This window comes from Stenotrophomonas sp. YJH_SMC_43, from assembly GCF_059372535.1.
In genome coordinates, this window is sequence record NZ_JCAFVQ010000001.1 from 1,204,277 (window position 1) to 1,227,487 (window position 23,211).

General features: G+C 66.8%; 23 protein-coding genes. 13 read left to right on the top strand and 10 right to left on the bottom strand.

Annotated elements, in window-relative coordinates; genetic code table 11:
* Positions 1 to 89: 89 nt before the first annotated feature.
* From AC5QAH_RS05640 to AC5QAH_RS05695, 12 genes are all read left to right on the top strand, one after another.
* Positions 90 to 857 (top strand): hypothetical protein, encoded by a 768-nt coding sequence (locus AC5QAH_RS05640; protein WP_329921251.1) that lies wholly within the window; start codon positions 90 to 92, stop codon positions 855 to 857.
* Between the two features lie 81 nt (positions 858 to 938).
* The gene (locus AC5QAH_RS05645) at positions 939 to 1,889 is read left to right on the top strand and encodes an acyl-CoA desaturase (RefSeq protein WP_197643348.1); all 951 of its coding nucleotides are present in this window, start codon (positions 939 to 941) and stop codon (positions 1,887 to 1,889) included.
* A gap of 1 nt (position 1,890) precedes the next feature.
* Positions 1,891 to 3,168, top strand: a complete 1,278-nt coding sequence (locus tag AC5QAH_RS05650) for an NAD(P)/FAD-dependent oxidoreductase (protein ID WP_478410977.1) — start codon at positions 1,891 to 1,893, stop codon at positions 3,166 to 3,168.
* Positions 3,165 to 3,932, top strand: a complete 768-nt coding sequence (locus tag AC5QAH_RS05655; protein WP_329921246.1) for a DUF1365 domain-containing protein — start codon at positions 3,165 to 3,167, stop codon at positions 3,930 to 3,932. Before AC5QAH_RS05650 ends, AC5QAH_RS05655 begins: the two co-directional genes overlap by 4 nt.
* On the top strand, positions 3,929 to 5,188 hold the full coding sequence (locus AC5QAH_RS05660; protein WP_197643354.1) for a class I SAM-dependent methyltransferase: 1,260 nt from the start codon (positions 3,929 to 3,931) through the stop codon (positions 5,186 to 5,188). The genes AC5QAH_RS05655 and AC5QAH_RS05660 overlap by 4 nt, the downstream gene beginning before the upstream one ends.
* Before the next feature lies 1 nt (position 5,189).
* Positions 5,190 to 5,738 carry a DUF2878 domain-containing protein gene (locus AC5QAH_RS05665; RefSeq protein WP_495232175.1) on the top strand — a complete coding sequence of 183 codons (549 nt, stop codon included), beginning with the start codon at positions 5,190 to 5,192 and terminating at the stop codon, positions 5,736 to 5,738.
* Positions 5,735 to 6,520, top strand: coding sequence for a DUF1295 domain-containing protein (locus AC5QAH_RS05670; protein WP_010485798.1), 786 nt, complete (start codon positions 5,735 to 5,737; stop codon positions 6,518 to 6,520). Before AC5QAH_RS05665 ends, AC5QAH_RS05670 begins: the two co-directional genes overlap by 4 nt.
* Entirely contained in the window at positions 6,517 to 7,590 is a 1,074-nt protein-coding gene (locus tag AC5QAH_RS05675; protein ID WP_495232176.1) for an SAM-dependent methyltransferase, read from the top strand. Before AC5QAH_RS05670 ends, AC5QAH_RS05675 begins: the two co-directional genes overlap by 4 nt.
* 8 nt (positions 7,591 to 7,598) lie before the next feature.
* Positions 7,599 to 8,132 (top strand): lipocalin family protein, encoded by a 534-nt coding sequence (locus AC5QAH_RS05680; protein WP_019337464.1) that lies wholly within the window; start codon positions 7,599 to 7,601, stop codon positions 8,130 to 8,132.
* A gap of 136 nt (positions 8,133 to 8,268) precedes the next feature.
* Positions 8,269 to 8,787, top strand: coding sequence for a GNAT family N-acetyltransferase (locus AC5QAH_RS05685; protein WP_019337463.1), 519 nt, complete (start codon positions 8,269 to 8,271; stop codon positions 8,785 to 8,787).
* Between the two features lie 53 nt (positions 8,788 to 8,840).
* A complete protein-coding gene (locus tag AC5QAH_RS05690) occupies positions 8,841 to 9,587 on the top strand; it encodes a LuxR C-terminal-related transcriptional regulator (RefSeq protein WP_237707010.1) in 747 nt (248 codons plus the stop codon).
* Positions 9,584 to 11,908: an ATP-binding protein gene (locus AC5QAH_RS05695; RefSeq protein WP_495232177.1), complete on the top strand. Its 2,325-nt coding sequence runs from the start codon at positions 9,584 to 9,586 to the stop codon at positions 11,906 to 11,908. The genes AC5QAH_RS05690 and AC5QAH_RS05695 overlap by 4 nt, the downstream gene beginning before the upstream one ends.
* Here the strand turns inward: AC5QAH_RS05695 and AC5QAH_RS05700 are convergent, their stop codons facing one another.
* The 9 genes from AC5QAH_RS05700 to AC5QAH_RS05740 form a co-directional block, all read right to left on the bottom strand.
* On the bottom strand, positions 11,909 to 12,664 hold the full coding sequence (locus AC5QAH_RS05700) for a SapC family protein (RefSeq protein ID WP_010485810.1): 756 nt from the start codon (positions 12,662 to 12,664) through the stop codon (positions 11,909 to 11,911).
* Positions 12,665 to 12,774: 110 nt separating this feature from the next.
* Positions 12,775 to 13,047, bottom strand: coding sequence for a hypothetical protein (locus tag AC5QAH_RS05705; RefSeq protein ID WP_005409616.1), 273 nt, complete (start codon positions 13,045 to 13,047; stop codon positions 12,775 to 12,777).
* Positions 13,048 to 13,320: 273 nt separating this feature from the next.
* Positions 13,321 to 15,357, bottom strand: a complete 2,037-nt coding sequence (gene fusA, locus AC5QAH_RS05710; protein WP_495232178.1) for an elongation factor G — start codon at positions 15,355 to 15,357, stop codon at positions 13,321 to 13,323.
* Between the two features lie 414 nt (positions 15,358 to 15,771).
* Positions 15,772 to 16,521: a hypothetical protein gene (locus AC5QAH_RS05715; protein WP_495232179.1), complete on the bottom strand. Its 750-nt coding sequence runs from the start codon at positions 16,519 to 16,521 to the stop codon at positions 15,772 to 15,774.
* Between the two features lie 64 nt (positions 16,522 to 16,585).
* Positions 16,586 to 17,347: a heme ABC transporter ATP-binding protein gene (locus tag AC5QAH_RS05720; protein WP_049409838.1), complete on the bottom strand. Its 762-nt coding sequence runs from the start codon at positions 17,345 to 17,347 to the stop codon at positions 16,586 to 16,588.
* Positions 17,344 to 18,387, bottom strand: a complete 1,044-nt coding sequence (locus tag AC5QAH_RS05725; protein WP_019337457.1) for a FecCD family ABC transporter permease — start codon at positions 18,385 to 18,387, stop codon at positions 17,344 to 17,346. Before AC5QAH_RS05725 ends, AC5QAH_RS05720 begins: the two co-directional genes overlap by 4 nt.
* Positions 18,384 to 19,430 carry a heme/hemin ABC transporter substrate-binding protein gene (locus AC5QAH_RS05730; protein ID WP_495232180.1) on the bottom strand — a complete coding sequence of 349 codons (1,047 nt, stop codon included), beginning with the start codon at positions 19,428 to 19,430 and terminating at the stop codon, positions 18,384 to 18,386. The genes AC5QAH_RS05725 and AC5QAH_RS05730 overlap by 4 nt, the downstream gene beginning before the upstream one ends.
* A gap of 51 nt (positions 19,431 to 19,481) precedes the next feature.
* Entirely contained in the window at positions 19,482 to 20,858 is a 1,377-nt protein-coding gene (locus AC5QAH_RS05735; RefSeq protein WP_241888265.1) for a YncE family protein, read from the bottom strand.
* Positions 20,859 to 20,980: 122 nt separating this feature from the next.
* A complete protein-coding gene (locus AC5QAH_RS05740; protein ID WP_312659876.1) occupies positions 20,981 to 22,009 on the bottom strand; it encodes an alpha/beta hydrolase in 1,029 nt (342 codons plus the stop codon).
* A 280-nt stretch (positions 22,010 to 22,289) separates the two neighbouring features.
* Here AC5QAH_RS05740 and AC5QAH_RS05745 point away from each other — a divergent pair, with 280 nt between their 5' ends.
* On the top strand, positions 22,290 to 22,664 hold the full coding sequence (locus AC5QAH_RS05745; RefSeq protein WP_049455053.1) for a hypothetical protein: 375 nt from the start codon (positions 22,290 to 22,292) through the stop codon (positions 22,662 to 22,664).
* 73 nt (positions 22,665 to 22,737) lie between these two features.
* Here the strand turns inward: AC5QAH_RS05745 and AC5QAH_RS05750 are convergent, their stop codons facing one another.
* On the bottom strand, positions 22,738 to 23,127 hold the full coding sequence (locus AC5QAH_RS05750; protein ID WP_191851319.1) for a DUF805 domain-containing protein: 390 nt from the start codon (positions 23,125 to 23,127) through the stop codon (positions 22,738 to 22,740).
* Positions 23,128 to 23,211: the final 84 nt, after the last annotated feature.

A 23,211-nucleotide genomic window follows, 5' to 3' on the forward strand; every position in this document is an offset into this window, starting at 1 on the left:
CGGGAATGGCAATTGGATGCAGCCCGCATTGCGCATCCAACCCGCCCCGCCTGCCGTACGACCTCGACCCGCCCTTACGGATGAAGTCCATGCGCATCGCCTGGCTGTTGTTGTGCCTGCCCCATGCCGCGCTGGCGGCCCCCTGGCTGCGAAGCGAGGGCGTGGCAACGTCCTCGCAGGGCCGGATCCTCTACCGGGAAGTGCACTGGCGCCGCGATGCAAGCGAGGGTGCCGAGCGCTGGGTGCTGTACCAGTGCCCGGGTGGCCAGCCGTTCGCCCGCAAGCACCTGCCGGCCAGCCCCTTTGCGCAGGCTCGCGGCTATTCGCTGCAGGACCGACGCAGCGGCCAGACGGCCGAGATCGAGACCGCCAGCGGTGCCGTGTCGGTCGCCTGGAAGGAGGATGCCGCCAGCCCGCCCCGGCAGCGCAGGCTCGATCTGCCGCCGGACGCAGTGATCGATGCGGGATTCGACGCGGCGGTCCGCCTGCACTGGACAGCGCTGATGCAGGGCGAACGCATTTCGCTGCCCTTCCTGGTGCCCGGGCGGCAGCGCTACTTCCCGGTGCAGGTCCGGCATACCGGCACCCTGCGCTGGCAAGGCATCGACGCCCAGTCGATCGAGGTCAGCCTCGACACCTGGTATGGCGGCATCGCGCCCCGCCTGTCGCTGGTCTATGCCAGCGCCGACCGGCGCCTGCTGGAATTCAACGGCACCAGCAACCTGCGCGATGCGCGCGGCACCTATCCGCAGGTGACGGTGCGCTTTGGCTCGCCACCTGCGCAACGCCCCACGTCGGAGTGGCAGCAGGCATGGGCGCAGCCACTGGTCGACCGCTGCACCGTCACGAACACGTGAAGCCGACATTCACTGCAACACGTCGCATCCATTACGCATTCTGCTGCGTACAGGAAGACACGACACCCGCCGAGATCCGCCATGGCCTCTGTATCGCCCCTCCCCCGTCGACGCTGGCGCCTGGTGCACACCCTGCAGCGTTGGGTTGATACCAGCAACGCTGCGGATGCCAACTCGGAACAGCCCGGCCGCATCGACTGGCTGCGAGCGGTGCCGTTCGCGCTCATGCACCTAGCGTGCATCGCGGTGATCTGGGTGGGCGTGTCGTGGACGGCGGTGGTCGTGGCCGCGGCGCTTTACGCGGTGCGCATGTTCGCCATCACCGCGTTCTATCACCGCTACTTTTCGCACCGCACCTTCCAGGCACCGCGCGCCGTGCAGTTCGTGTTCGCGGTGATCGGCGCGTCCAGCGTACAGCGCGGGCCGTTGTGGTGGGCTGCCCACCATCGCCACCACCATCGGCACGCTGACCAGCCACTGGACCCGCATTCCCCGCGCGAAGGCGGCTTCTGGCGCAGCCACATGGGATGGTTCCTGACCCGCGAAGCCTTCGCCACCGACCTGTCGCGGGTGCCGGACCTGGCGCGCTTCCCGGAACTGCGCTGGCTGGACCGTTTCGACACCGCCATTCCCGTGCTGCTGGCCATCGGCCTGTATGCATTGGGTGCAGCACTGGAACACTGGGCGCCGGGCCTGCAAACCTCCGGCCCCCAGTTGCTGGTGTGGGGATTCTTCATTTCCACCATCGTGCTGTTCCATGCCACGGTCACCATCAACTCGCTGGCTCATCGCTTCGGTCGTCGCCGCTTTGAGACCCGAGACGACAGCCGCAACAATCTCTGGCTGGCTCTGCTGACGTTCGGTGAAGGCTGGCACAACAACCACCACTTCTTCCCGGGCACCGTGCGCCAGGGCTTCCGTTGGTGGGAGATCGACCTGACCTGGTATGGGCTGCGTGCAATGGCGGCGTTCGGCCTGGTCAAAGGCCTCAAGCCCATCCCCGAATGGGTGCTGGCCAAGGCGAGGTACTGACATGCGCATCGCCATCATCGGTTCAGGCATCTCAGGGCTGGCCAGCGCCTGGTGGCTGCAGGAACGGCACGACGTGACGCTGTTCGAGGCGAGCGATTACCTGGGCGGCCACACCCATACCCACGACGTGCAGATAGACGGCACGCGCATGGCCGTGGACACCGGCTTCATTGTCTTCAATCCCCAGCACTACCCGCTGCTGACGGCGCTGTTCGAAGAGCTGGGAGTGGCGTCGCAGCCGACCACGATGAGCTTTTCGATGCACAGCGAACGCAGCGGCGTGGAGTACAACGCCACCTCGCTGGATGGCCTGTTCTGCCAGCGACGCAACCTGGTATCGCCGCGCTTCTGGGGCATGCTGGCCGATCTGCGCCGGTTCTACCGGGATGCCCCGCTGTTGCTGGCCGAGGAGGAAGGTCCAACGCTGGGCGAGTACCTGCGAGATCAGCGCTACGGCGAGGCCTTCATTGAAGAGCACCTGCTGCCGATGGCCTCGGCGCTGTGGTCGTCGCCCACCGCCACGGTGCAGGACTTCCCCGCGCGCTATCTGGCCCAGTTCATGGCCAACCACCAGATGCTGCAGATGACCGGGCGGTCGTCCTGGCGGGTCGTTACCGGCGGCTCGGCCCGCTACGTGGATGCATTGCGCCGCCGCTGGCGGGTGCATGAGCGCCTGCAGTGCCCGGTGCAGCGGGTGGAACGCACGCCTGGGGGCGCACGCGTGCACAGCGCCGCAGGCGTCGAGGCCTTCGACGAAGTCATCCTGGCCTGCCATAGCAACCAGGCGCTGGCCCTGCTGGGTGATGCCGACCCCGCTGAGCGCGAGGTACTGGGTGCCATCCGCTACCAATCCAACGAGGCGGTACTGCACACGGATGCATCCTTGCTGCCGCGCAACCGCAAGGCCTGGGCGGCCTGGAACGCGCATGTCCCGCAGGATCCAGCGGCGCCCTGCACGGTAAGCTACTGCATGAACCTGCTGCAGGGCCTGCCCGGCAGCACGCCGCTGGTAGTCACCCTCAACCGCAGCGAGGCCATCGATCCGGCCAGGGTGCTGCGCACGCTGCACTATGCCCATCCAGTGCACGATCATGCTGCGGTTCGCGCGCAGCAGCGCTGGGCAGAGCTGCAGGGCCATCGCCACACCTGGTTCGCAGGGGCCTACTGGGGCTGGGGCTTCCATGAAGATGGCATCCGCAGCGCCCGCCGCGTGGTGGATGCGCTGGAGTCCTGCGCACCGCATCGCAGGGTGTCCGCACCGGGCGAGGTGGCGGCATGAGCGCCAGCGCACTCTATTTCGGGCAGGTCATGCACCGCCGGCATCACCCGCACCCGCATGCGTTCCGTTACCCCGTTGCGCAGCTTCTGCTCGACCTGGATGAGCTGGAGACCGTGTTTGCGGGACGCTGGCTGTGGTCGGTCAATCGGCGCAACCTTGCCGAGTTCCGGCGCAGCGACTATTTCGGCGATCCGGCACAGCCTCTGGCCGATGCCGTGCGCGACCACGCCGCGCAGACGCTCGGTCATCGACCTTCGGGGCCGGTGCGCCTGCTCACCCACCTTCGCTTTGCCGGGCATGTATTCAACCCGGTCAGCTTCTACTACTGCTACCACGCCGACGGCAGCACGCTGGACTGCATCGTTGCCGAGATCACCAACACGCCCTGGAAGGAACGGCACGCCTACGTGCTGCCGGTCGCTACGGCCGTCCACGAAGGTGCGTCACTGCGTTGGCAGTTCGACAAGCGCTTCCACGTTTCGCCGTTCATGCCGATGGACTGCCGCTACGACTGGCGCTTCAGCAGCCCCGATGAGGACCTGCGCGTGCACATGCAGGTCTGGCGCGACGGCATCCGGCAGTTCGATGCCACCCAGACGATGCACCGCCGCCGCCTGGATGGCCGCGGGCTGGCGCGGCTCCTCGCCTGCTACCCACTGATGACCACCCAGGTGGTGGCCGCCATCCACTGGCACGCGCTGCGGCTGTGGCTGAAGCGCAACCCCGTACACGACCACCCCACCCTTGCCGGGAAACCACGATGAACTCGATGACGCCTTCGGTGACCCTGCCGCGCCCCGGCGCGCTGGACGCCTTCCTGCGCCGCCGCCTGCTGGCGCAGCTTGCCCCCTTGCGCGATGGCCACCTGTGCGTGCGCGATGCCCTTGGCGAGGTCCGGCTGGGCAACGCCCACGCAGGGCTGCAGGTAACGGTGACCATCGATGACCCCGCGTTCTACCGGAAGGTCGCTGCGCAGGGCAGCGTCGGCGCCGGCGAGAGCTACATCCAGGGCGACTGGCACTGTGATGACCTTGTCGCGCTGATACAGCTGCTGGTGCGCAACCGCGACCTGCTTGATGGCATGGAGCAGGGCCCAGCCCGTGTGGCTGGCTGGTTGCTGCGCGGCTGGAACCGGCTGCATCGCAACAGCCGTGAGGGCAGCCGGCGCAACATCGCCGCCCACTACGACCTGGGCAACGACTTCTTTGCCCTGTTCCTGTCGCCGGATCTCATGTATTCGTCGGCGCTGTTCGCCAGCGAATCCGAATCACTGGAGTCCGCCTCGCGCCGCAAGCTGGACCGAATCTGCCGCCAGCTGCAACTCAAGCCGGGCGACCGGGTGGTGGAAATCGGCACCGGTTGGGGCGGTTTCGCGGTACACGCCGCCCGGCACTATGGCTGCCATGTCACCACCACCACCATCTCTGCCGAGCAGCATGCGCTGGCCACCGAGCGCGTGCGGGACGCAGGACTGCAGGACCAGGTCACGTTGTTGATGCAGGACTACCGCGACCTGCAGGGCCAGTTCGACAAGCTGGTATCGATCGAGATGATCGAAGCGATCGGCGCCGAATACCTGGACACCTACATGGCCACGCTGCAGCGACTGCTGAAGCCCGATGGTGTTGCCCTGCTGCAGGCCATCACCATCGAGGACCATCGCTACGAGCAGGCCCGGCGCAGCGTCGACTACATCAAGCGCTACGTGTTCCCGGGCAGCTTCATCCCATCGATCAATGCGATCATGGCCGCCAAGAGCCGATCCAGCGACCTGCAGCTGATCGCCCAGCAGGATTTCGGCCATTCCTACGCGCTGACCCTGCGCGCCTGGCGCCAGCGCTTCCTCGCACAGCTGCCCGCCGTGCAGGCACAGGGGTTCGATGCGCGCTTCTGCCGCCTGTGGGACTTCTACCTGGCCTACTGCGAAGGCGGCTTCCTGGAGCGTTCGATCGGCGTCTCGCATCTGCTGCTGGCACGCCCGGGCCATCGACCTGCGGTCCCGGCTGGCGAAGGTGACTGACATGTGCCGGTTCTGGGCCAACCTGCTTGGCAACCAGCTGGTCTGGCTGTGCGCGGTGGCCGGCGCCGGACGCGGCTGGCAGTGGCCCGCGTTGCTGGCTGCGTCGCTGTATATCGGCAGCCAGCTGCTGACGTCGGCGCAACCACGGCTGGACCTGCGGCTGCTGCTGCTTGCGTTGGCCTGCGCCTGGCTGGTCGACGCCAGCGCTGCCGCCAGCGGCACCGTGCGCTACGCCGCTGCCCCGCTGGGATGGGCGCCGCCGCCCTGGATCATGGCCTTGTGGGCGGCATTCGCCATGACCCTGACCACCTCGATGCGCTTCCTTCAGCGACACCCTGCCCTGCCGCCTCTGTTCGGCCTGCTGCTGGCGCCACTGGCCTACCTGTCGGCCGCGCGTGGATTCGATGCGGTGCAGTTCAACAGCCCGATGTGGCATGGCGTCCTGGTGCTGGGCGCAGGCTGGGCCATTGCGCTTTCCCTCCTGTGCCGCGCCGCCCGTGGCGGTCCGCGTACCACGCCACAACCACCTCTGGTCGGAGCGTCATCATGATCAACCTGCTCTGGGTGCTGCTCTACGCGGTACTGGTGATGAGCTGGGGCTGGGCCTGGCAGCGCCGCCACCACAACATCGGCGTTGTGGACGTACTTTGGGCCAAGGGCGTGGGCGCCGCCGCGCTGCTGCTGGCGTTGCTGGGCGAGGGTGCGGTCACGCCACGGGTTGCGCTGGCTGTGCTCGGTGGCCTGTGGGGCGGTCGCCTGGCCCTTCATCTCTGGCACCGGGTCCGGCACGAAGAAGAGGACGGGCGCTATCGCTACCTTCGTGAGCACTGGCAAGGACACCAGGGAAAGATCTTCGGGTTCTTCATGGCACAGGCACTGCTGGTGGTGCTGTTTGCCCTGCCCTTCGTCGCGGTCGCCGCCAATCAAACCGCAGGCACGGCACCCTGGGTGATGGCGGCTGCGCTCGTCTGGCTGCTGAGCGTGGGCGGAGAATCGCTGGCCGACCAGCAGCTGGCCCGGTTCCGCGCCAACCCGGCGAACAAGGGCCGCACCTGCCGTGATGGACTCTGGCGGTATTCCCGCCACCCCAACTACTTCTTCGAGTGGCTGCACTGGTTCACCTACGTGCTGCTGGCCGTCGGCTCCCCGCTGTGGTGGCTGGCCTGGCTCGGCCCCGTGCTGATGTATGTGTTCCTGCGCTATCTCAGCGGCATCCCGTTCACCGAGAAGCAGGCCCTGCGCAGCCGCGGCGACGACTACCAGGCCTATCAGCGCAGCACGCCGATGTTCTTTCCCTGGTTCCCCCGCCCTTCCAAGGAGCATTCCGCATGAACGCGATCCCCTCACTGAATCCTGCCGAAGACGCGGAAACCGGGCTGATCGCCTGGGCCGAACGCGGGCTGGTCCCCGATGCGGCGCTGCGTGCGGGCATCCGCCGCTTGTGCGCGCGACGCCTGCATGAGGAAAGCGAGGGTGGCATCGAAGGCCAGTCGGCGCGCTTCAGCCGGCGCATCGCCGAGCTGGCCGACAGCCCACTCGCATTACACACCGATGCAGCCAACCGACAGCACTATGAAGTGCCAGCAGCCTTTTTCCAGGCCTGCCTGGGCAAGCGACTGAAGTACAGCAGCTGCTACTACCCCACCGGGCGCGAAACGCTGGACCAGGCGGAGGACGCGATGCTGGAACTGTACGGCCAGCGCGCAGGCCTGGCCGATGGCCAGCAGATTCTCGAACTGGGATGCGGCTGGGGCTCACTGACCCTGTGGATGGCAGAACGCTACCCGCAGGCCAGCATCACCGCCGTTTCGAATTCGCACAGCCAACGCCAGCACATCGTGGCGCAGTGTGAAGCCAGGGGGCTGCGCAACGTCGAGGTGATCACCCGCGATGTCAACCAGCTTGAGCTGCCCACGGCACGCTTCGACCGCTGCGTGTCGGTCGAGATGTTCGAACACGTGCGCAACTACGAGCGCCTGCTGGCGCGCATCGCGCAGTGGCTGAAGCCAGACGGTGCGTTGTTCGTGCATATCTTTGCCCATCGCACGCTGATGTACCCGTTCGAAACCGAGGGTGGCGACAACTGGATGGGCCGCCATTTCTTCACCGGCGGACTGATGCCGGCCGCCGATACCCTTCTGCATTTCCAGCGCGACCTGCGGCTGGATCAGCGCTGGTTGCTGGACGGCACCCACTACCAACGCACCGCCGAGCACTGGCTGGCCAATCAGGATGCGGCACGCGACCGGGTGATGCCGATACTGGCGGCGACCTATGGGCCGGCGGCTGCGCGCATCTGGTGGCAACGCTGGCGGATGTTCTGGATGGCATGCGCCGAGCTGTTCGGCTACGACGACGGCCAGCAGTGGCTGGTGGCCCACTACCTGTTCCGGCCCCGCTGAGGTGTGACATGCGAAAGTTTCCACTGCTTCCCCTGATCGCGATCGGCCTGTTCGGTTCCGGCTGCAGCTCCAGCGACACGCGCCCACTGCCGCGTCCGTCATCGGTGGATGTGCCGCGTTTCATGGGTGACTGGTACGTGATCGCGCATATCCCATCGCGCCCTGAACGCGAGGCCTTCGACGCCGTGGAGAGCTATGCCCTGCGCTCCGATGGGCGCATCCAGACCACCTTCACCTATCGCAAGGGCAGTTTTGATGCGCCACAGAAGTCGATGCACCCCATCGGCCGTGTCGAGAAGGAAGGCAATGGCGCGATCTGGGGCATGCAGTTCATCTGGCCGATCCAGGCTGAGTACGTGATCGCCTGGCTCGACGAAGGCTACCGCCAGACCATCGTGGCGCGAAGCAAGCGTGATTACGTCTGGTATATGGCCCGCACCCCGCAGGTGTCGGACAGAGACTACCAGCAGGCAGTCGAGCGGATTGCGGCGATGGGTTACGACACCCGCACGCTGAGGCGGGTGCCGCAGTCGGTGCGATGACACCGCACCCCTCGTCCCCGGTGGATCGTCCTGGAGCAACAATCGATCATCAATCATTGCAACGTGGTGCTTTCACCATGCGCCCTTCAGATACGATGCTGGGCAAGCCAGCAGGGTCTGAACGGATACACGATCGATGGACAGCACTCCGGACAATACCATCACAGCCTCCTGGAATGGCTTCGTCGTCCGGCAGATCCTTCCGTGCGATCTCGACCTCATCTGTGCCCACCGTGAAGCGATGTTCCGTGAAAGCGGCCGGAGCGAAGAGGTCCTGCAGCAGATGGCCGCCCCGTTCCGTAGATGGCTGGAGCCGCGCCTGATGTCGGGCGACTACTTCGGCCATGTCCTTTCCGACAATGGACAACCCATCGCAGGCATCGGCCTGATGCTGATCGACTGGCCGCCCCACCCCGCCCATCCAGAGCAGGACTCGCGCGGCTACGTACTCAATGTCTACGTGGAGCCCGGCTACCGGCGTCGCGGCATCGCCCGCCAGCTGATGAAGCTGGCCGACCACGCGTTCGCCGGGCGAGGGGTGGCCTACGCGGTGCTGCACGCTACCGCCCAAGGGAAGCCTCTGTATGCCGATCTCGGATGGGCTGCGACCAGCGAAATGGCCCGCGACCTGCGCAGCGGGGGCGACGTGCCCTGAAGGGCCTGACTGTGGCCTGACGATCCACTGCATCAATCGGCAACACTGGATTGATGGATCTTGCACATCGACCCTTAGGAATAATCGCAAAAATCCAACAAATTCGATGCTCGACGCGACAACAGCGCCAGAATGATCGCCACGCCCTTCGGGCGCCGATCACCTCCCAGCGCATGAATGGATACCCTGCACCGCGCCGACTGCGGCTGGCACTCCTCGACGATCACGAAGTCGTCCGCCGCGGCACCGTCCTGCACCTGTCCCGCGACATCCGCTTCGACATCGTCGCCAGCCACACCCGCAGCGATGAGCTCGTTGGCAGCCTGCGCCGGCTGGCAGTGGATGTCGCCATCATCGATCTCACCCTGGCGCCCGGCGACCGCAGCAGTGATGAACTGGTTTCTCTCCTGCGTGAGTGCTTTCCTCATGTTCCCCTGCTCGCCTTCGCCACGCTGACGCCAACCACCCGCATCGATCACCTGCTGACGGCCGGCATCAGCGGCGTGGTCAGCAAGTCCGAGCCCCTGGAGATGCTGTCTGAAGCCATCGTGCGCATATCGCAGGGACTGTGCCGCCTGCCCGCCGATTGCCTGTTCCCGGCCAACCGCGAGGAACTCAGTCGCAACGAACGCGAAGTGCTGGACCTGCTTCTGGCAGGCCTGACCGTCTCCGAGATCGCGCTGCACCGCCACCGCAGCGTCAAGACGGTCAGCACCCAGAAGGTCGCCGCCCTGCGCAAGCTCGGGTTGCGCAATGACGTGGAGATCTATGCACTGCGGCGGCAGCTGGGGGTGCGATGAGGCGCCGCGCTCGTCTCCGTCTGCGCACTTCGTGCACCTTGCTGCTGGCCCTGATCCTGCTGCCCGCAGCCTCCGCCGAGGATGCGCAACTGCAGGAATGGTCCGCCGGCCGCGAAGTGCGGGTTGCCACCGCGCCATCACTGCGCCCGCTACCTGCAGCGCTGGAGGATTCACGCACGCCCCCTACCCTCGCCCATGGTTATGCCGACCTTGTCGCTCAGCATTCCGGCCTGCGCTTCCGCGATCTCACCTACACCAGCACGAGCGCGGCGGTCGCTGCCGTCTGCCGGCACGAGGCTGACCTGGTGCTGGTCATGGGCAATCCTTCGCATCGCCCGCTTCCTTGTCCCGACCTGATGGCATCGGGCGCTTTCCATGGCGGCAGGACGGTGCTGGCCTCGCGTAAAGGCGAGCGCCCACCCCGTGACGTCACCGGGGTGAGGGCGCAGGTGCTGGCCGTCGTTGACGGTGGCCCCTATGCCGACTGGCTGGCGACCCACCATCCTCAGATCCACCTGCTGCACCTTCACGACCGCCATGCGGCGCTGGCCGCCGTGGAGAGCGGTATCGCCGATGCGGCCATCGGCCTGGAAGCAACGCTGCAGTCGATGATCCGGAAGCACTTCGCAGGCAACCTGCAACTGCACCCGTTCGACAGCGATTTTTCCACCGATCTGCACCTGTTTGTCCGCCGCGAGGACCAGCAGCTGCTGGCGCGCATCGATCAGGCGCTGCGCGCCATCACGCTCGAAGAGCACGCAGGCCTGCTGGAGTTGTGGGCACAGCCGATGCTGCCCGCATCCATCGAGAGCACACTTGACCAGATGCGCCTCCCGCTCCTGCGATGGCTGCTGTGTCTGGCCACGGCACTCATCGGCCTGCCCTTGCTCTGGCAGGCGCTACGTTGGCGAATCGGCCGCACGGAACGCCGCCTGGGGCGCGCGGCGGGGATGATCAGCCATGAGGTGCGCAATTCCGCGCAGACGATTCTGGCTTCGATCGACCTGCTGAGCCAGTCACACCTGCCCAAGGGGCAGCGCGAACTGATCGCGGCAGCGCTTGCTGCCGGCCAGTCGCTGCGCAGGCTGCTCGATCGCTCACTGGCGTTCTCGCGCCTTGCCAGCGGTAGCTTCAGGCCGCATCCCGTGCCCTGTGACGTCGGTCAACTCTGTGCCCGTGCACTGGAAGCCATCCGGCCGGAGGCACTACGGAGAGGCCTGTCACTCCAGCTCGATCGCACGCCTGATCCAGCGCCGGTGGTCGCGCTGGATGCTGATGGACTGCGCCAGATTGTCGACAACCTGCTGGGCAATGCATTGAAATTCACGGACGTCGGTGGTATCGAAATGCGCCTGCAACTATCGCCCGCCCTGTCTCCCCGGGAGCTGTTGCTGGATGTGATCGACAGCGGCATCGGCATTGCGCCCGCTCAACTGGCGCTTCTGTTCCGGCCATTCCAGCAGAGCGAGGATGGCCAGAGACGTGGCGGCACCGGGCTGGGCCTGACGATCGCGCGCGAACTGGCCGTTGCCATGGGCGGCAACCTGACCGTACACAGCGTGCATGGGCGCGGCAGCCGCTTCACCCTGCGATTGCCGGTCCGCGCCGTCCACGGCGATCCGCCACCCATCGAGCCGCTGCAGCAGACACCACTGGCCGGCATCGACCTGCTCCTGGTCGAAGATCATGCACTCAGCCGGCACATCGTCGCAGAGCAGCTGCGCCGGCTGGGTGCGGATGTACGCGCGGTTGCCGATGCCGACACCGCATTGGCCGAGCACGCGCTACGACCGCGCGCCACGGTCATGCTGGACATCGGGCTTCGCGACTCGGATGGCTACGCTCTGGCGCAGCAGCTGCGCGCGCAGGCAGAGTCCCCCCTGCGAGTGATTGCCCTGTCCGCCCGCATGGGGCGCCGCCATGCGGCGCGCTGCCGAAGAGCCGGATTCGACGCCATCCTGGTCAAGCCATTGCAGGTTGCGAGCTTGCTGCAGGCGCTGGGCCTTCCGCCCCCGGCGCACCGTACTGCGCCCGATGACGCCCCTGGCGTCGAGCCGGATTACGCTGCGGACATTGCCTATGAGCTGGCCAGGATCGAACAGGCCGTGCACGACGTCGATGCTGCGACACTACGCCACCATGCGCACCGCCTGCAGGGCACGCTGCAGATGTGCCGGGCAATGGATCAGGCCGGCATGGCGGCCGCTCTGTGGGAGATGGGGCATGAGGCCGCGCCCGACTGGGTCCAGGCGCGGCGGCTGCTGCAGGGATTGCAGCAGTGGCACGGCTCCCGCAGAGCGGAAGCCGCACCATCGGCCTGATCAGGCCGCCAGGCGCTCGACCTGGCGACGGGTCAGGTCGTTGAAGCGACCCAGCGACATCAGGTGCTGATGGATCAGCGCCAACCAGCCGCTGCGGTGCCACTCGACCACGGTCGCTTCCGGCAGCGCCACGAACTTCTCCACGTCCACCACCAGGAAGCCGTTGAGATTGAACTCGCGGCCATCCGGGGTACGCACGGTGGCATTGCGCTCGACCAGCAGGCCGTTGTCGATCAGGGCCTTGGAGAAGGCCTGGGTCTGTTCATGCTCGCGGGTGTACTGGCCGCAGAACTCCAGCGCCTGCTGCACCATGTCGGTGGCCTTGCCGTCCACGAACAGCGGCTGGCCTTCGTCACCGCCCTTGACCACGCGCGAGCTCTCTTCGTCGATGCCCAGCAGGAAGTCGTTGTCCGCACCGGTGTCGATGAAGATGAAGGGGTGGCGACGCAGATAGGCCGGAATATAGGCCTCGTCTTCCCACAGGCCGTCCTTGATGAACAGGTTCTGGTCAGAAACACCAACGGCGGCCATCGGCACGGCGGTCGGGCCAGCGAACAGGATCGGGAAGTGGTGCAGGGCCAGCGAGAACTCGCCCAGCACCAGCGGAATGGCGTTGTTGCCGGCGGCAAACTCGAGCTTGCCCGGCAGGATGCGCAGATCGGCATGCACATCGGCCTGCAGCGGCACCGGACGGGTGTAGAACAGGGGGGCGCTGCTCGGCGCCGCTTCGGTGGTGGTGTCGCTGGTGGTCGTCATCTTGGGAACCGTTCGATCATGCGCGCCTGCCATCCCGGGCGCGCCAGCGGGAACAACCTGAATCCCGCATTATCAACAAGCTCGATGACAACGGCCACCCCACCGGCGGCCTATTTCAGTTGCAGGGGGTAGCGCTGCCAGAGCACGTGGACCAGGAAACCGGCCAGCTCGGTGTCGCGCGCGCTGACTGCGGCGCGGATCTTGTCCAGCAGCACCATGTCCGAGCAGGAGCGCACATCGGCGTGGTTGGCCTGCCCTGCCCGGCGCGCGCGATAGCGTGCGGCCCGCTGCGCATCACTCATGGCGTACCCGAACTTGGGCGGACGACCGCGCTTTCGCGGCAGGGTCAGCTCCAGGGTTCCGGGGTCTTTGTCATCACGCATGAGAGGGGTGCGGGCGGCGGCGAGCAACGGGGGGTGCGCAATTTATCGTGAGGCATCACTTTAATCCAGCCTTTTCTGCAGTTTTGTTGCGATGCAATGCAAAAAATCGCATGCCGAGGGCTCCATCCACGCATGGCGTGGATCTACTGCGGAATCGCCGCGCCTTGTGTGGATACGGAAACCCGTCAACTCCCAGTAGATCCGCGCCATGCGTGGATGCGCGTTCCCGACTAAAAAAAAAGGGAGCCCGCGAACGGGCTCCCCTCACCTTCCTCATGCAGCGCGTACCGGCTCATAGCCGTGCAGGTGCGCCTCGCTGCTCGCCCGCCCCTGGCTGAGCGAACGCAGCGACGTGGTGTAACCCACCAGCTGCGCCAGCGGCGCAAAGCCACTGACCTCGGCGCGACCGTCCTGGTCGTCGATGCGGGCAATGCGACCATGGCGACGGTTGAGGTCGCCCACCACATCACCCACCGACGCTGATGGCGAATGCACCGTCACCGCCATCACCGGCTCCAGCAGCTGCGTGCCACCCTCGGCCAGCGCCGTCTTGATCGCCTCGGCACCCGCACGATGGAACGCCATCTCCGACGAGTCCTTGGCATGGGTCTGGCCATCGACAAGACTGACCTCGATACCGACCACCGGATGACCCTGCGGCCCTTCCGACAGTGCGGCACGCACGCCCTTTTCCACCGCCGCGATGAAGCTGCGCGGCACCACGCCACCGACGATGCGATCGTTGAACACGATCTGATCGTCCTCACGCGGCGCCACGTCCAGCACCACGTGCGCGAACTGGCCCTGGCCGCCGGTCTGCTTGACCAGCCGCCCGACGACGCCCGTCATCGCACGCATCGGCGTCTCCTGGTAGGCAACGCGCGGCGAGCCCACGCCCACGTCCACCTTCCATTCGCTGCGCAGGCGTTCGACCATCACCTCCAGGTGCAGCTCGCCCATGCCCCAGACCAGGGTTTCCGCCGTATCGCGATCGGTTTCGACGCGGAACGACGGATCTTCCTGGGCCAGGCTGGCCAGTCCCTGCGCCATCCGGATCAGGTCGGCCGCACGCGCCGGCTCCAGCCGCCAGGCCAGCACCGGCGCCTGTGCCTGGATGTTCTCCAGGCGCAGCGGCTGCGCACGGCCGCTCAGCGTCTCGCCACTGACCGCATCCTTCCAGCCCAGTACCGCGACGATGTCACCGGCCACGGCCTGTTCGATGTCGTGGGTCTGGTCGGCCTGCACGCGAACCAGGCGGCTGACGCGCCGCCCTTGCGGATGCTGCGAACTGGCCACGGCGTCGCCCACCTTCAAGGTGCCCGAGTACAGCCGCACGAAGCTCAGCGCGCCGTGCTGCTGGTGGGTGATCTTGAACAGCAGGCCCGCCAGCGGACCGTCCGGATCCGGCGGCAGCACCACCTCGCCACCTTCGCTCTCGGCGCTCACCGCAGGGCGATCCAGCGGCGACGGCAGGTAATCGACCACGGCGTCCAGCAGCGTTTCGATGCCCTTGTCCTTGAACGCAGCGCCGGCCAGCACAGGCACGCCCGCACCTGCCAGCGTCGCCCGACGGATCGCCGCACGCAGCGTCCCGGCATCGATCACGCCGCCTTCCAGCCAGGCATCGGCCAGTTGCTCGTCGTGATCAGCCACGGCTTCGACCAGCGCATCGCGCTGTGCCTGCCACTGGGCGCGCACCGCGTCGTCCCACGGGGTCACCGTGGTTGCGGCGCCATCCTGCCACTGCAGCACGCGCTCATCGACCAGATCGACCCAGCCGTTGAAGCCGCTTTCGCTGCCCAATGGCACGCCCAGTGCCCACGGCCGCGCCCGCAGCTTGTCCTGCAGTTGCTCCAGCACTCGCTCGAACGAAGCGCCAACGCGGTCCATCTTGTTGACGAAAGCGATCAGCGGCACGCGATGGCGGCGCGCCTGGCGCCACACCGTCTCGGACTGCGGCTGCACGCCGTCCACGGCCGAAAACACGGCCACGGCACCGTCGAGCACGCGCAGCGAACGCTCGACTTCGATCGCGAAGTCGATGTGGCCGGGGGTGTCGATCAGGGTCAGCCGATGTGGCGGCAGGTCACGCGGCGCCCACTGCGCCTGCACCGCAGCAGCGCCGATGGTGATGCCGCGTTCGCGTTCGATCGCCGAGAAGTCGGTGGTCGCGTTGCCGTCGTGCACTTCACCGACGCGATGGATCTCGCCGCTCTTCCACAGCAGGCGTTCGGTCAGCGTGGTTTTGCCGGCGTCGATGTGGGCAATGATGCCAAGGTTGCGACGGCGGGAAAGGACTTGGGTGTTCATAAAGAGATTCCTGCAAAGCCAACTTCAGGGGCCGCACACCCCGGTTGGCGACAGGGTGCGCGGCTAGCGTTCGGTCTCGGCGATCTGGTGCATGGCACGTTCTCCTTGCGGTACATCGGGTTACGGGAAATGGAACTGCGGAAACGAAAAGAGCGCCCCGGAGGGCGCTCTGTCGAAGGTCCAGCGATGGCCGCTTCAACGGCCTCGTGGGGCTCCAGGCAGACACGCCCGTTCCGCGCTTGCGCGGGTCAGGGTGAAAAACTTCAGGAGCGGCATCCGGTTCATGGGGCGCATTCTAGACCTGCCAATCTGGCGCGCAAGTGAATATTGCGCACATAAATGGAACGATGAGGCCGGCGGGCATCGGGGTCGGATCCCTTTGCGACGGCAAAGGGCTCTGCCCCCTACCCTGCCTTAGTTGCAGTCGTGCAGCTTGCGCGCCTCACCCACGGTCGCCGCCTGGTCGTCCCCCATCGAGATCCATCCCTTCAACGACATCGCCAGATCCACCTGCGCCTGGCGCGGGCCACCATGGATCACCACCTCGGTCCAGCTGCCGACCGGCGCCAGCTCCGACAACCGTGCAGCCTGGTCGTCTTCGGTGCTGAACATATCGCCTGGCTCCGCAGGCTTGGCCTTGTTCACGGTCTCGGTCTTGCGCGCCCGGATCCGCAGCGCGCCATCGGCCATGCGTTGGGTGGTGACTTCATGGCGCTCCACCCCGTAGGCCCAGCTGTTCTCCCCCGCGCGACGGGTCTCGCTACCGTCGTCTGCCACCACCACGGAATCACCCGCCGCTTCTGCCACGGCCGCAACCGAACCCATTCCAGACATCAGCGCCTGGTAGGCAATCATCTGCCGCTGTTCGGTGGCCAGCGCAACGTCACCTGCCTTGCCGGCAGGAATCTGAAGGTACACCGCCTCCCTGCACAACATCAGTACCTGCTGGTCGTCCCAGCTGATGAGCACTTCATCACTGGCGAAATAGCGGGTCGCCACCGGAACCACAGGAGCGCTCCCGCCAGCGGAATACCGGCTCTCGATCAGCGAGGCCTGCTCGGCGGCCTTGATCAGGGAAACCGAGGATGCCGACGCAGTGCTGGCGGCGCATACGGAGGCGACCATTGCCGAGAGCAGCACGCCATGTGAAACAGTACGGATCATTGCATCAGTCCATTGAAGAGAACGAACCGCACATGATACGTCGCCTGGCAGAGCGCGTTGATGCTCAGGTCACCACCACCAGCGGCACCCCACGCCGTGGATGCTCCAGCACCACCACATCCTGCTGGTACACGCGCTGAAGATTGTCTTCGGTCAGCACCTGCAATGGCGTGCCATCGGCCGCCACCCTGCCCTGTTCCAGCAGCACGATGCGATCGGCATAGCCCGCGGCCAGATTGAGGTCGTGCAGCACCACGATCACGCACGCACCGGCCTCGGCACAGGCACGCACACTGCGCAGCGTGCGCTCCTGGTGGCGCAGATCCAGCGCGGCCGTCGGCTCATCAAGCAACAACAGCGGCGTGTCCTGCGCCAGCACGCGCGCGAACGTGGTGCGAGCCGATTCGCCACCGGACAGCTGCTGCACCTCGCGCAGGCGCAGCGCCTGCAGTTCGGCTGCATCGATGGCCGCTTCCACCCGGGCATCGTCCGTGACCGGGTCCGGCGGATGCGGCAAACGCCCCATCGCCACCACTTCTTCCACGCTGAAGGCAAAGCGCACGCCGTGCTCCTGTGGCATCACCGCGCGCTCGCGCGCCAGTGGTCCGGCCTTGTAGCTGGCCAGCGGATTGCCCAACAGGCTCACCTCGCCCGCATCGGCGCGCAGGTCACCGGCAGCCACCGCCAACAGCGTGGATTTGCCCGCGCCATTCGGTCCAACCAGGGCGGTCACCGTACCCGGCTCGAACGCCAGCGAGATGCCATGCAGGATCTCGCGCTGCTGGCGGCGCACCACCACCTCGTGCAGTTTCAGCAGCACGCTCATGGGGCCGCCTTGCGGCGCTGCTGCAGCACCAGCCAGAGGAAGAACGGTGCGCCCAGCGCGGCCGAGAACAAGCCCAGCGGAATCTCCGCGGGCGGATCGAGCGTGCGTGCGGCGGTGTCGGCCACCACGATCAGCAGCGCACCGAGCAGGCCGGACAACGGCAGCAGCCAGCGATGCCCGGGGCCGACCAACAGGCGCGCCACGTGCGGCACCACCAGGCCAACGAAGCTGATCGAGCCGGCAAAGGCCACCGCCGCGCCCACCAGCAGCGCACTGAACGCCACCAGGCGACGACGCGTGCGGGTGACATCCAGCCCGAGGTGCTGTGCCTGGCGCTCCCCCAGCGCCAGCATGTCCAGCGGCGTGGCCAGTCGCTGCAATGCGAACACGCCAATCGCAAACAACGGCACCACCGCAGCCACGTCGGCCCAGTTGGCGCGCGCGAGCGAGCCCATCTGCCAGAACACCAGCGACTGCAGTTCGCTTTCGCTGGCGATGTACGTGAGGAAACCAATCAGCGCCGAGCAGAACGCGGCCATCGCGATACCGACCAGCAGCAGCGTGGCGTTACCCGTGCCCTTGCCAGGCCGGGCCAACGCATACGTCAGGCCGATCGCCAGCGCACCGCCGACGAACGCGGCCACAGGCACCAGCCAGCCCGCCGCACCGGCGGCGCCCAGCACGATGGCGGCCACCGCACCCAGTGCAGCACCCTGGCTGACACCGACGATGCCGGGGTCGGCCAGCGGGTTACCGAACAGGCCCTGCAGGCTGGCACCGGCCATCGCCAACGACGCGCCGACCATCGCGCCCAGCAGGGCACGCGGAATGCGCAGTTGCCAGACCACGGCCAGATCGCGGCTGCTGACTGCCTGCGGATCCAGCAGGCCCAGCTTCACCGCCAGCGCCTGCATCACCTCCAGCGGCGGCAGCCGCAGCGGGCCCACGGCGAACGACGCCAGCACTGCCCCCAGCAGTGCCAGCAACGCCACCAGCAACATCGTCCGCCCGCGACGGCGGCGCCGATCCGCCGGACTCATGCCTTCGGCAACGCCGCCAGGGCCTTGGCCAGCGCCAGCGCGCCAGCACCGGAACCGACACTGGTGTACTTCAGCTGCACATCCGGCATCACCCAGACCCGGTTGGCCTGCCCGGCCGGGGTCTGCCTCAGCGTCGGGTACGCCTTCCACAGGCCTTCGGCACCACCGAACAACTGCAGGTCATGCTCGGTCACCAGGATCACCTCCGGTGCCGCGGCAACCACGCCTTCATTGCTCAGCTGCGAGTAGTTCTTCACCCCGGCCTCGGTGCCGATGTTGACGCCGCCAGCCAGTGCGATCAGCTGCGCCGATGCGCTGTCGGCACCGGCAACAGTCGGCGAGCCACCGGCACCAGTTGCCGACACGTGGATCACTCGTGGCGCATGGCCCAGGCCCTTGCCAATCGCTGCAGCCTCGTCGAGCTGGCGCTGCACCTGCGTGGCAAGCGCCTGCCCTGCCTCGGCCAGCCCTAGTGCGGCGGCGACCTTGCGCACCTTATCCGGGGCCGGCTGCAGGTCATCGATGACCATGGCCGGCTCGCCCACTTCGCGCAGCTTCCTGGCCAGCTCGGTGTGGCGGCGCAGGCTGTTGCCGAGGAACAGCGAGCCCTGCAGGCTCAGCACGCCCTCCACGCCGGTAGTGCGGTTGAACAGGAACTGATGCGGGGCGGCCAGGCCGGCCTGGGTGGTGGTGTTGGTCGGTGCCGCGAACACCTGCGTGCCCAGGCCCAGTGCCTCGATCACCGCGATGACGTCGTCGCCACCGGCAATGACGCGGCTGGTATCGGCCACCTCGATATCGGCGCCGTCATCGGAATGCACCTTGGCCGGCAGCACCGCCTTCTGGTCATGCACCGTCGGCATCTCGGCGCCGGCCACGCGCTGCCAGCCTGCCGGCAACGCGGTTGCCGCAGCGGCCGTTGCAGTGGGCGGCTCGGCGGCCTTCTGGCCATCAGGCGGCGTCGACGCACCGCCACAGGCGGCCAGCGCCAGCGAAACAGCCAACGGAAGCGCACACAGGCGCAGACGGGACGCGATGTTCATGGACGTTCTCCTTGCTGGCAGGGCGACGCGCACGCCGCCCTGCCCTGTGACTTACTGCTTCGGGGTGATACGGGTGATGCGGTCACCCTTCGGGTCTTCAGCGCCACGCGACTTGTTCACCGCGAACACGTTGCCCTTGCCATCGGCGCGGACGTGGTTCGGCAGCGTGCCGCCATCGAGGTTGGCGACCACCTTGCCGTCACCGTTCACCACGGTGACCGTGCCAGCGCCACGGTTGCTGACGTAGGCCAGGCCGGAGGCATCATCGAAGGCGACGTTCAGCGCGCCGGCGCCGACCGGCACATCGTGCAGCACCTTGCCGGCGGCCACATCAACGATCAGCAGGTTGTCGGTGCCCTGCGAGGCCACGTACAGGCGGTTGCGCGCGGCGTCGAAGGCCACGCCCGAGGCACTGATCGAGTTGCCCAGGTCGATGACCTTCTCGACCTTGCCGCTGGCCACATCGATCACCGCCGCTTCCGGGGTGCCGATGCTGACGGTGAACAGCTTGCCAGCCTTTTCGTCCAGCACCAGGCTCATCGGGGTGAACTTGCCGTCATCCACGCCGGATTCCAGCGTCACCTGCGCCAGTTCCTTGAAGGTCCTGGCATCGAACACCGACAGGTGGTCCTCACCGGTGGCCGAAGCGAACACCTTGCCGCGGGTGCCGTCGACCACTACGTCGCGCGCGTGCGGCACGGTGTCGACCGGGAACTGGTGGACCAGCGACAGGTCCTTCTGGCGGTAGACCGCGATCGAGTTCTGGCGGGTATTGGTCACCCACACATTGCCGTTGGTGTCATCCACGCCCACACCGTAGACCGCATAGACCGCGCCATTGGTGCTGCCCGGCACCTGCGCCGGGGTGATCGCCTTGGTCACCTTCAGGGTCTTCGGGTCCAGCTTCAGCAGCTGCGACTGGGTCACCGGCGGACGGCCCACGGCCGAGGTGACGAACACCGCGTTGCTGGCGGCGCTGTAGGCGGACTGGTACAGGCCCGGCACCAGCTTGTTGGACTGGGTGGCGAACTGCGCCTGGCCGGACAGCGGCAGCTGCGGCGACACGCGCAGCTTCAGTACCGTGGCCGCAGCCGGCTGGCTGGCGCGCACCACCACCGGGTGGGTGCCCGGCACCGCATCGGCCGGAATGCTCAGCTGGGTCTTGAAGTTGCCATCGGCGTCGACCACCACCGGCTGCGTGTTGAGCACGCTGTCGCCACGCAGCAGGCTGACTTTCTGGCCCGGCACGAAGCCGCGACCGACCACGTCGGCAGTGCTGCCGGGAACCACGTTCTCACCGCGCGAGACGACCTCACCCTTGAAGGTGGCGTTGGCCGGCTGATCGAACACCGGCTGCGCGGTGGCGGTCACCGCGAGCAACAGGCCGGCGGCGAGAGAGGTGAGACGGAAAGACGGACGGAACGACATGGAAGGCTCCTTGCACACGTAGGCCGCGCCACGTGACGCGGGATTCATCGGTTGCCTGGGCCGCTGCACGTCGGCAGCCTCGCCTGGGTAGTGGGGTCGCACGGCAGCGCGTGCGAAGGGATTCATTCGGCGGCGTTGTCACCGCCGTTGGGCGCACCATCGCCGGCGCTGCGGTCGGTCACGCCGTACAACTCATGCAGCGCGGCATGGAACGACGCGGGCAGCATCGGGCCATGGCCGAGGCCGTCGAACTCGCGGTACTGCACGCTCAGGCCCGGCACCTTGGCCAACCGTTCGGACAACTGCATTGCCGCATCCGGGGTGGCGCCACCGATGCGGCGCAGGTGCGCGACCACGCGCGGATTGTTCATGTCGCGCTTGCCACGATTACCGACTCGCTCGGCGCCGCCCAGCATCAGCCAGAGCTTTGCCGGCTGGCCATGCACGTTCTGCACGAACTGCTGTTCCGGATCACCCAGCGCCGCGCCCTGGCTCCACCACAGCGACGGGCTGGCGGCCAGATAGGACTGGAAGGCGGCGGGACGGGTGTACAGCGCATTGAGCACGAACAGCCCGCCCAGCGAGTGCCCCCACAGTGCTTGCTGCTGCGTATCGATGCGTGCGCGGCGCTCGACTTCCGGCTTGATGCGGCGCTCGATCACATCCAGGAAGGCCGCGGCACCACCACCGACCGCCTGGGTTGTACCGCTCTCGTCGTCGGCACGGTCGATCCACGCGGTGTAGTCGCGGGTGCGCGCCTTGGAATCGATCCGAAGGTCGTTGTCGTAGCCGATCAGCACCAGCACCGGTGGTGCTTTGCGCGTGGCCAGTTCGGCCAGCAGCGGCTGGTCCAGGACCATGGCGACGGCGTTCCCGTCCAGCGCGTACAACACTGGGGATGGTGTCTTGCCGGCCTTGGCCGGGATCGCCAGGTTCACCCGCCAACGGCGCTGCCGGTCCGGGCTGTCCACCACGAAATGCTCGAAGCGATAGCTGGCCGCCGGCTCGTCGAGCACGGTGTGGCCGATCTTCTGCAGCGGATTGCGCTGCTGTGCATAGGCATACGGGGTGGCCAGGAGCAGACCCATCATCAAGGCGGCCAGGCCGCGGGCCAGCGGACCACGGCGCGAAGGCGGGACGAAATGCTTCATCAGCGGCGGCAGAAGCGGCCCAGGGCCGCCGGTTCACAAGGGACCGCAGTCTACCTTAAACGCGAATGATTATCACATCGATCAAACGTCACACTGTGTATCACGCGCGCGCATGCCCGGGTTGCACGAGGGGCAGCAGTTCCCCTATTTTGCCGCCCACCGGGGCATTGGATCGCCCCGCTTCCAGCGCAGCCATGGATGGCGGGCACTTGCCGCCATCCGGGTCGCGTTCATCTGCACACAACCGCCATGGGATTGGATCCCATGATTGTGAGAACCCTTGAAGCACACCGCACTGATCGCCCTGTCCCTCGGCCTGCTCGCCCCTCTGGCCGCCCACGCCGCGCAGGATCTGCCGTCGCTCTACCAGGCCTTTGAAGAGGCCGGCAATTCGACGTTGAGCATGGACCAACTCAACCAGACGGTGACGTTCACCGCCGTGGCGCTGGGCGTTTCCAGCAACCTGGCGGGCGAACCCCTGATCGAGGCCGGCGACGACCAGGGCAATGTCCTGGCCCGGCTGACCACCGACGACGAGCAGCAGGCGGCCAAGCTGGGCGCCCTGGAAGAAGGCGCAACGTTCACCGCCAGCTGCACGCTGCAGTTCAGCTCCGGCACGGACTACCTGTCCTTCGGCGATTGCAGCATCAAGTAAAGACGAAGCCGGCGAAACGCCGGCTTCTCTTCTTTACCCCTGTAGAGTCGAGCCATGCTCGACTCCAACAGCGTCACGGGCCCGAAGGCACCGGACCATACACATTCTCCTGCGGCGTGCCCGGCAGCAGCGAGAAGATCATGATCACGATCCCGCCGCCCGGCACCAGCGCCAGCAGGAACAGCCAGCCCGACTGGTTGCAGTCATGCAGGCGGCGCACCGTCACGGCAACCAGCGGAATGATCGTCGCCAGCCACATCACACCCAGCAGCAGCACCATGCCGATCAGGATGCCGGCCAGCGCATCGGGACTGTTGCGCAGGAGGATCGCCAGCACACCGGCCAGCAGCATCACTGCCGTTGCGACCAGGAACAGGAACAACTGGTACATCCAGTACTCGCGGCGATTGGCGCGGCCCTCGAACTGGGCGTAGCGCTTCAACGGCAGAATCATTTCCTGCACGGCATCGATCCTTGAAAAAAGTAGCCGCGCAGTGTGCCAAATGCACGCGCGCAGGACAATGTGGCGACGAACCATGCTCGACTG

What these genes read in the sequence shown, in the direction of transcription:
- AC5QAH_RS05640 (WP_329921251.1), top strand. Translation starts at nt 90, where the DNA reads ATGCGCATCGCCTGGCTGTTGTTGTGCCTGCCCCATGCCGCGCTGGCG.
- AC5QAH_RS05645 (WP_197643348.1), top strand. Translation starts at nt 939, where the DNA reads ATGGCCTCTGTATCGCCCCTCCCCCGTCGACGCTGGCGCCTGGTGCAC.
- AC5QAH_RS05650 (WP_478410977.1), top strand. Translation starts at nt 1,891, where the DNA reads ATGCGCATCGCCATCATCGGTTCAGGCATCTCAGGGCTGGCCAGCGCC.
- AC5QAH_RS05655 (WP_329921246.1), top strand. Translation starts at nt 3,165, where the DNA reads ATGAGCGCCAGCGCACTCTATTTCGGGCAGGTCATGCACCGCCGGCAT.
- AC5QAH_RS05660 (WP_197643354.1), top strand. Translation starts at nt 3,929, where the DNA reads ATGAACTCGATGACGCCTTCGGTGACCCTGCCGCGCCCCGGCGCGCTG.
- AC5QAH_RS05665 (WP_495232175.1), top strand. Translation starts at nt 5,190, where the DNA reads ATGTGCCGGTTCTGGGCCAACCTGCTTGGCAACCAGCTGGTCTGGCTG.
- AC5QAH_RS05670 (WP_010485798.1), top strand. Translation starts at nt 5,735, where the DNA reads ATGATCAACCTGCTCTGGGTGCTGCTCTACGCGGTACTGGTGATGAGC.
- AC5QAH_RS05675 (WP_495232176.1), top strand. Translation starts at nt 6,517, where the DNA reads ATGAACGCGATCCCCTCACTGAATCCTGCCGAAGACGCGGAAACCGGG.
- AC5QAH_RS05680 (WP_019337464.1), top strand. Translation starts at nt 7,599, where the DNA reads ATGCGAAAGTTTCCACTGCTTCCCCTGATCGCGATCGGCCTGTTCGGT.
- AC5QAH_RS05685 (WP_019337463.1), top strand. Translation starts at nt 8,269, where the DNA reads ATGGACAGCACTCCGGACAATACCATCACAGCCTCCTGGAATGGCTTC.
- AC5QAH_RS05690 (WP_237707010.1), top strand. Translation starts at nt 8,841, where the DNA reads ATGGATCTTGCACATCGACCCTTAGGAATAATCGCAAAAATCCAACAA.
- AC5QAH_RS05695 (WP_495232177.1), top strand. Translation starts at nt 9,584, where the DNA reads ATGAGGCGCCGCGCTCGTCTCCGTCTGCGCACTTCGTGCACCTTGCTG.
- AC5QAH_RS05700 (WP_010485810.1), bottom strand. Translation starts at nt 12,664, where the DNA reads ATGACGACCACCAGCGACACCACCACCGAAGCGGCGCCGAGCAGCGCC.
- AC5QAH_RS05705 (WP_005409616.1), bottom strand. Translation starts at nt 13,047, where the DNA reads ATGCGTGATGACAAAGACCCCGGAACCCTGGAGCTGACCCTGCCGCGA.
- fusA (WP_495232178.1), bottom strand. Translation starts at nt 15,357, where the DNA reads ATGAACACCCAAGTCCTTTCCCGCCGTCGCAACCTTGGCATCATTGCC.
- AC5QAH_RS05715 (WP_495232179.1), bottom strand. Translation starts at nt 16,521, where the DNA reads ATGATCCGTACTGTTTCACATGGCGTGCTGCTCTCGGCAATGGTCGCC.
- AC5QAH_RS05720 (WP_049409838.1), bottom strand. Translation starts at nt 17,347, where the DNA reads ATGAGCGTGCTGCTGAAACTGCACGAGGTGGTGGTGCGCCGCCAGCAG.
- AC5QAH_RS05725 (WP_019337457.1), bottom strand. Translation starts at nt 18,387, where the DNA reads ATGAGTCCGGCGGATCGGCGCCGCCGTCGCGGGCGGACGATGTTGCTG.
- AC5QAH_RS05730 (WP_495232180.1), bottom strand. Translation starts at nt 19,430, where the DNA reads ATGAACATCGCGTCCCGTCTGCGCCTGTGTGCGCTTCCGTTGGCTGTT.
- AC5QAH_RS05735 (WP_241888265.1), bottom strand. Translation starts at nt 20,858, where the DNA reads ATGTCGTTCCGTCCGTCTTTCCGTCTCACCTCTCTCGCCGCCGGCCTG.
- AC5QAH_RS05740 (WP_312659876.1), bottom strand. Translation starts at nt 22,009, where the DNA reads ATGAAGCATTTCGTCCCGCCTTCGCGCCGTGGTCCGCTGGCCCGCGGC.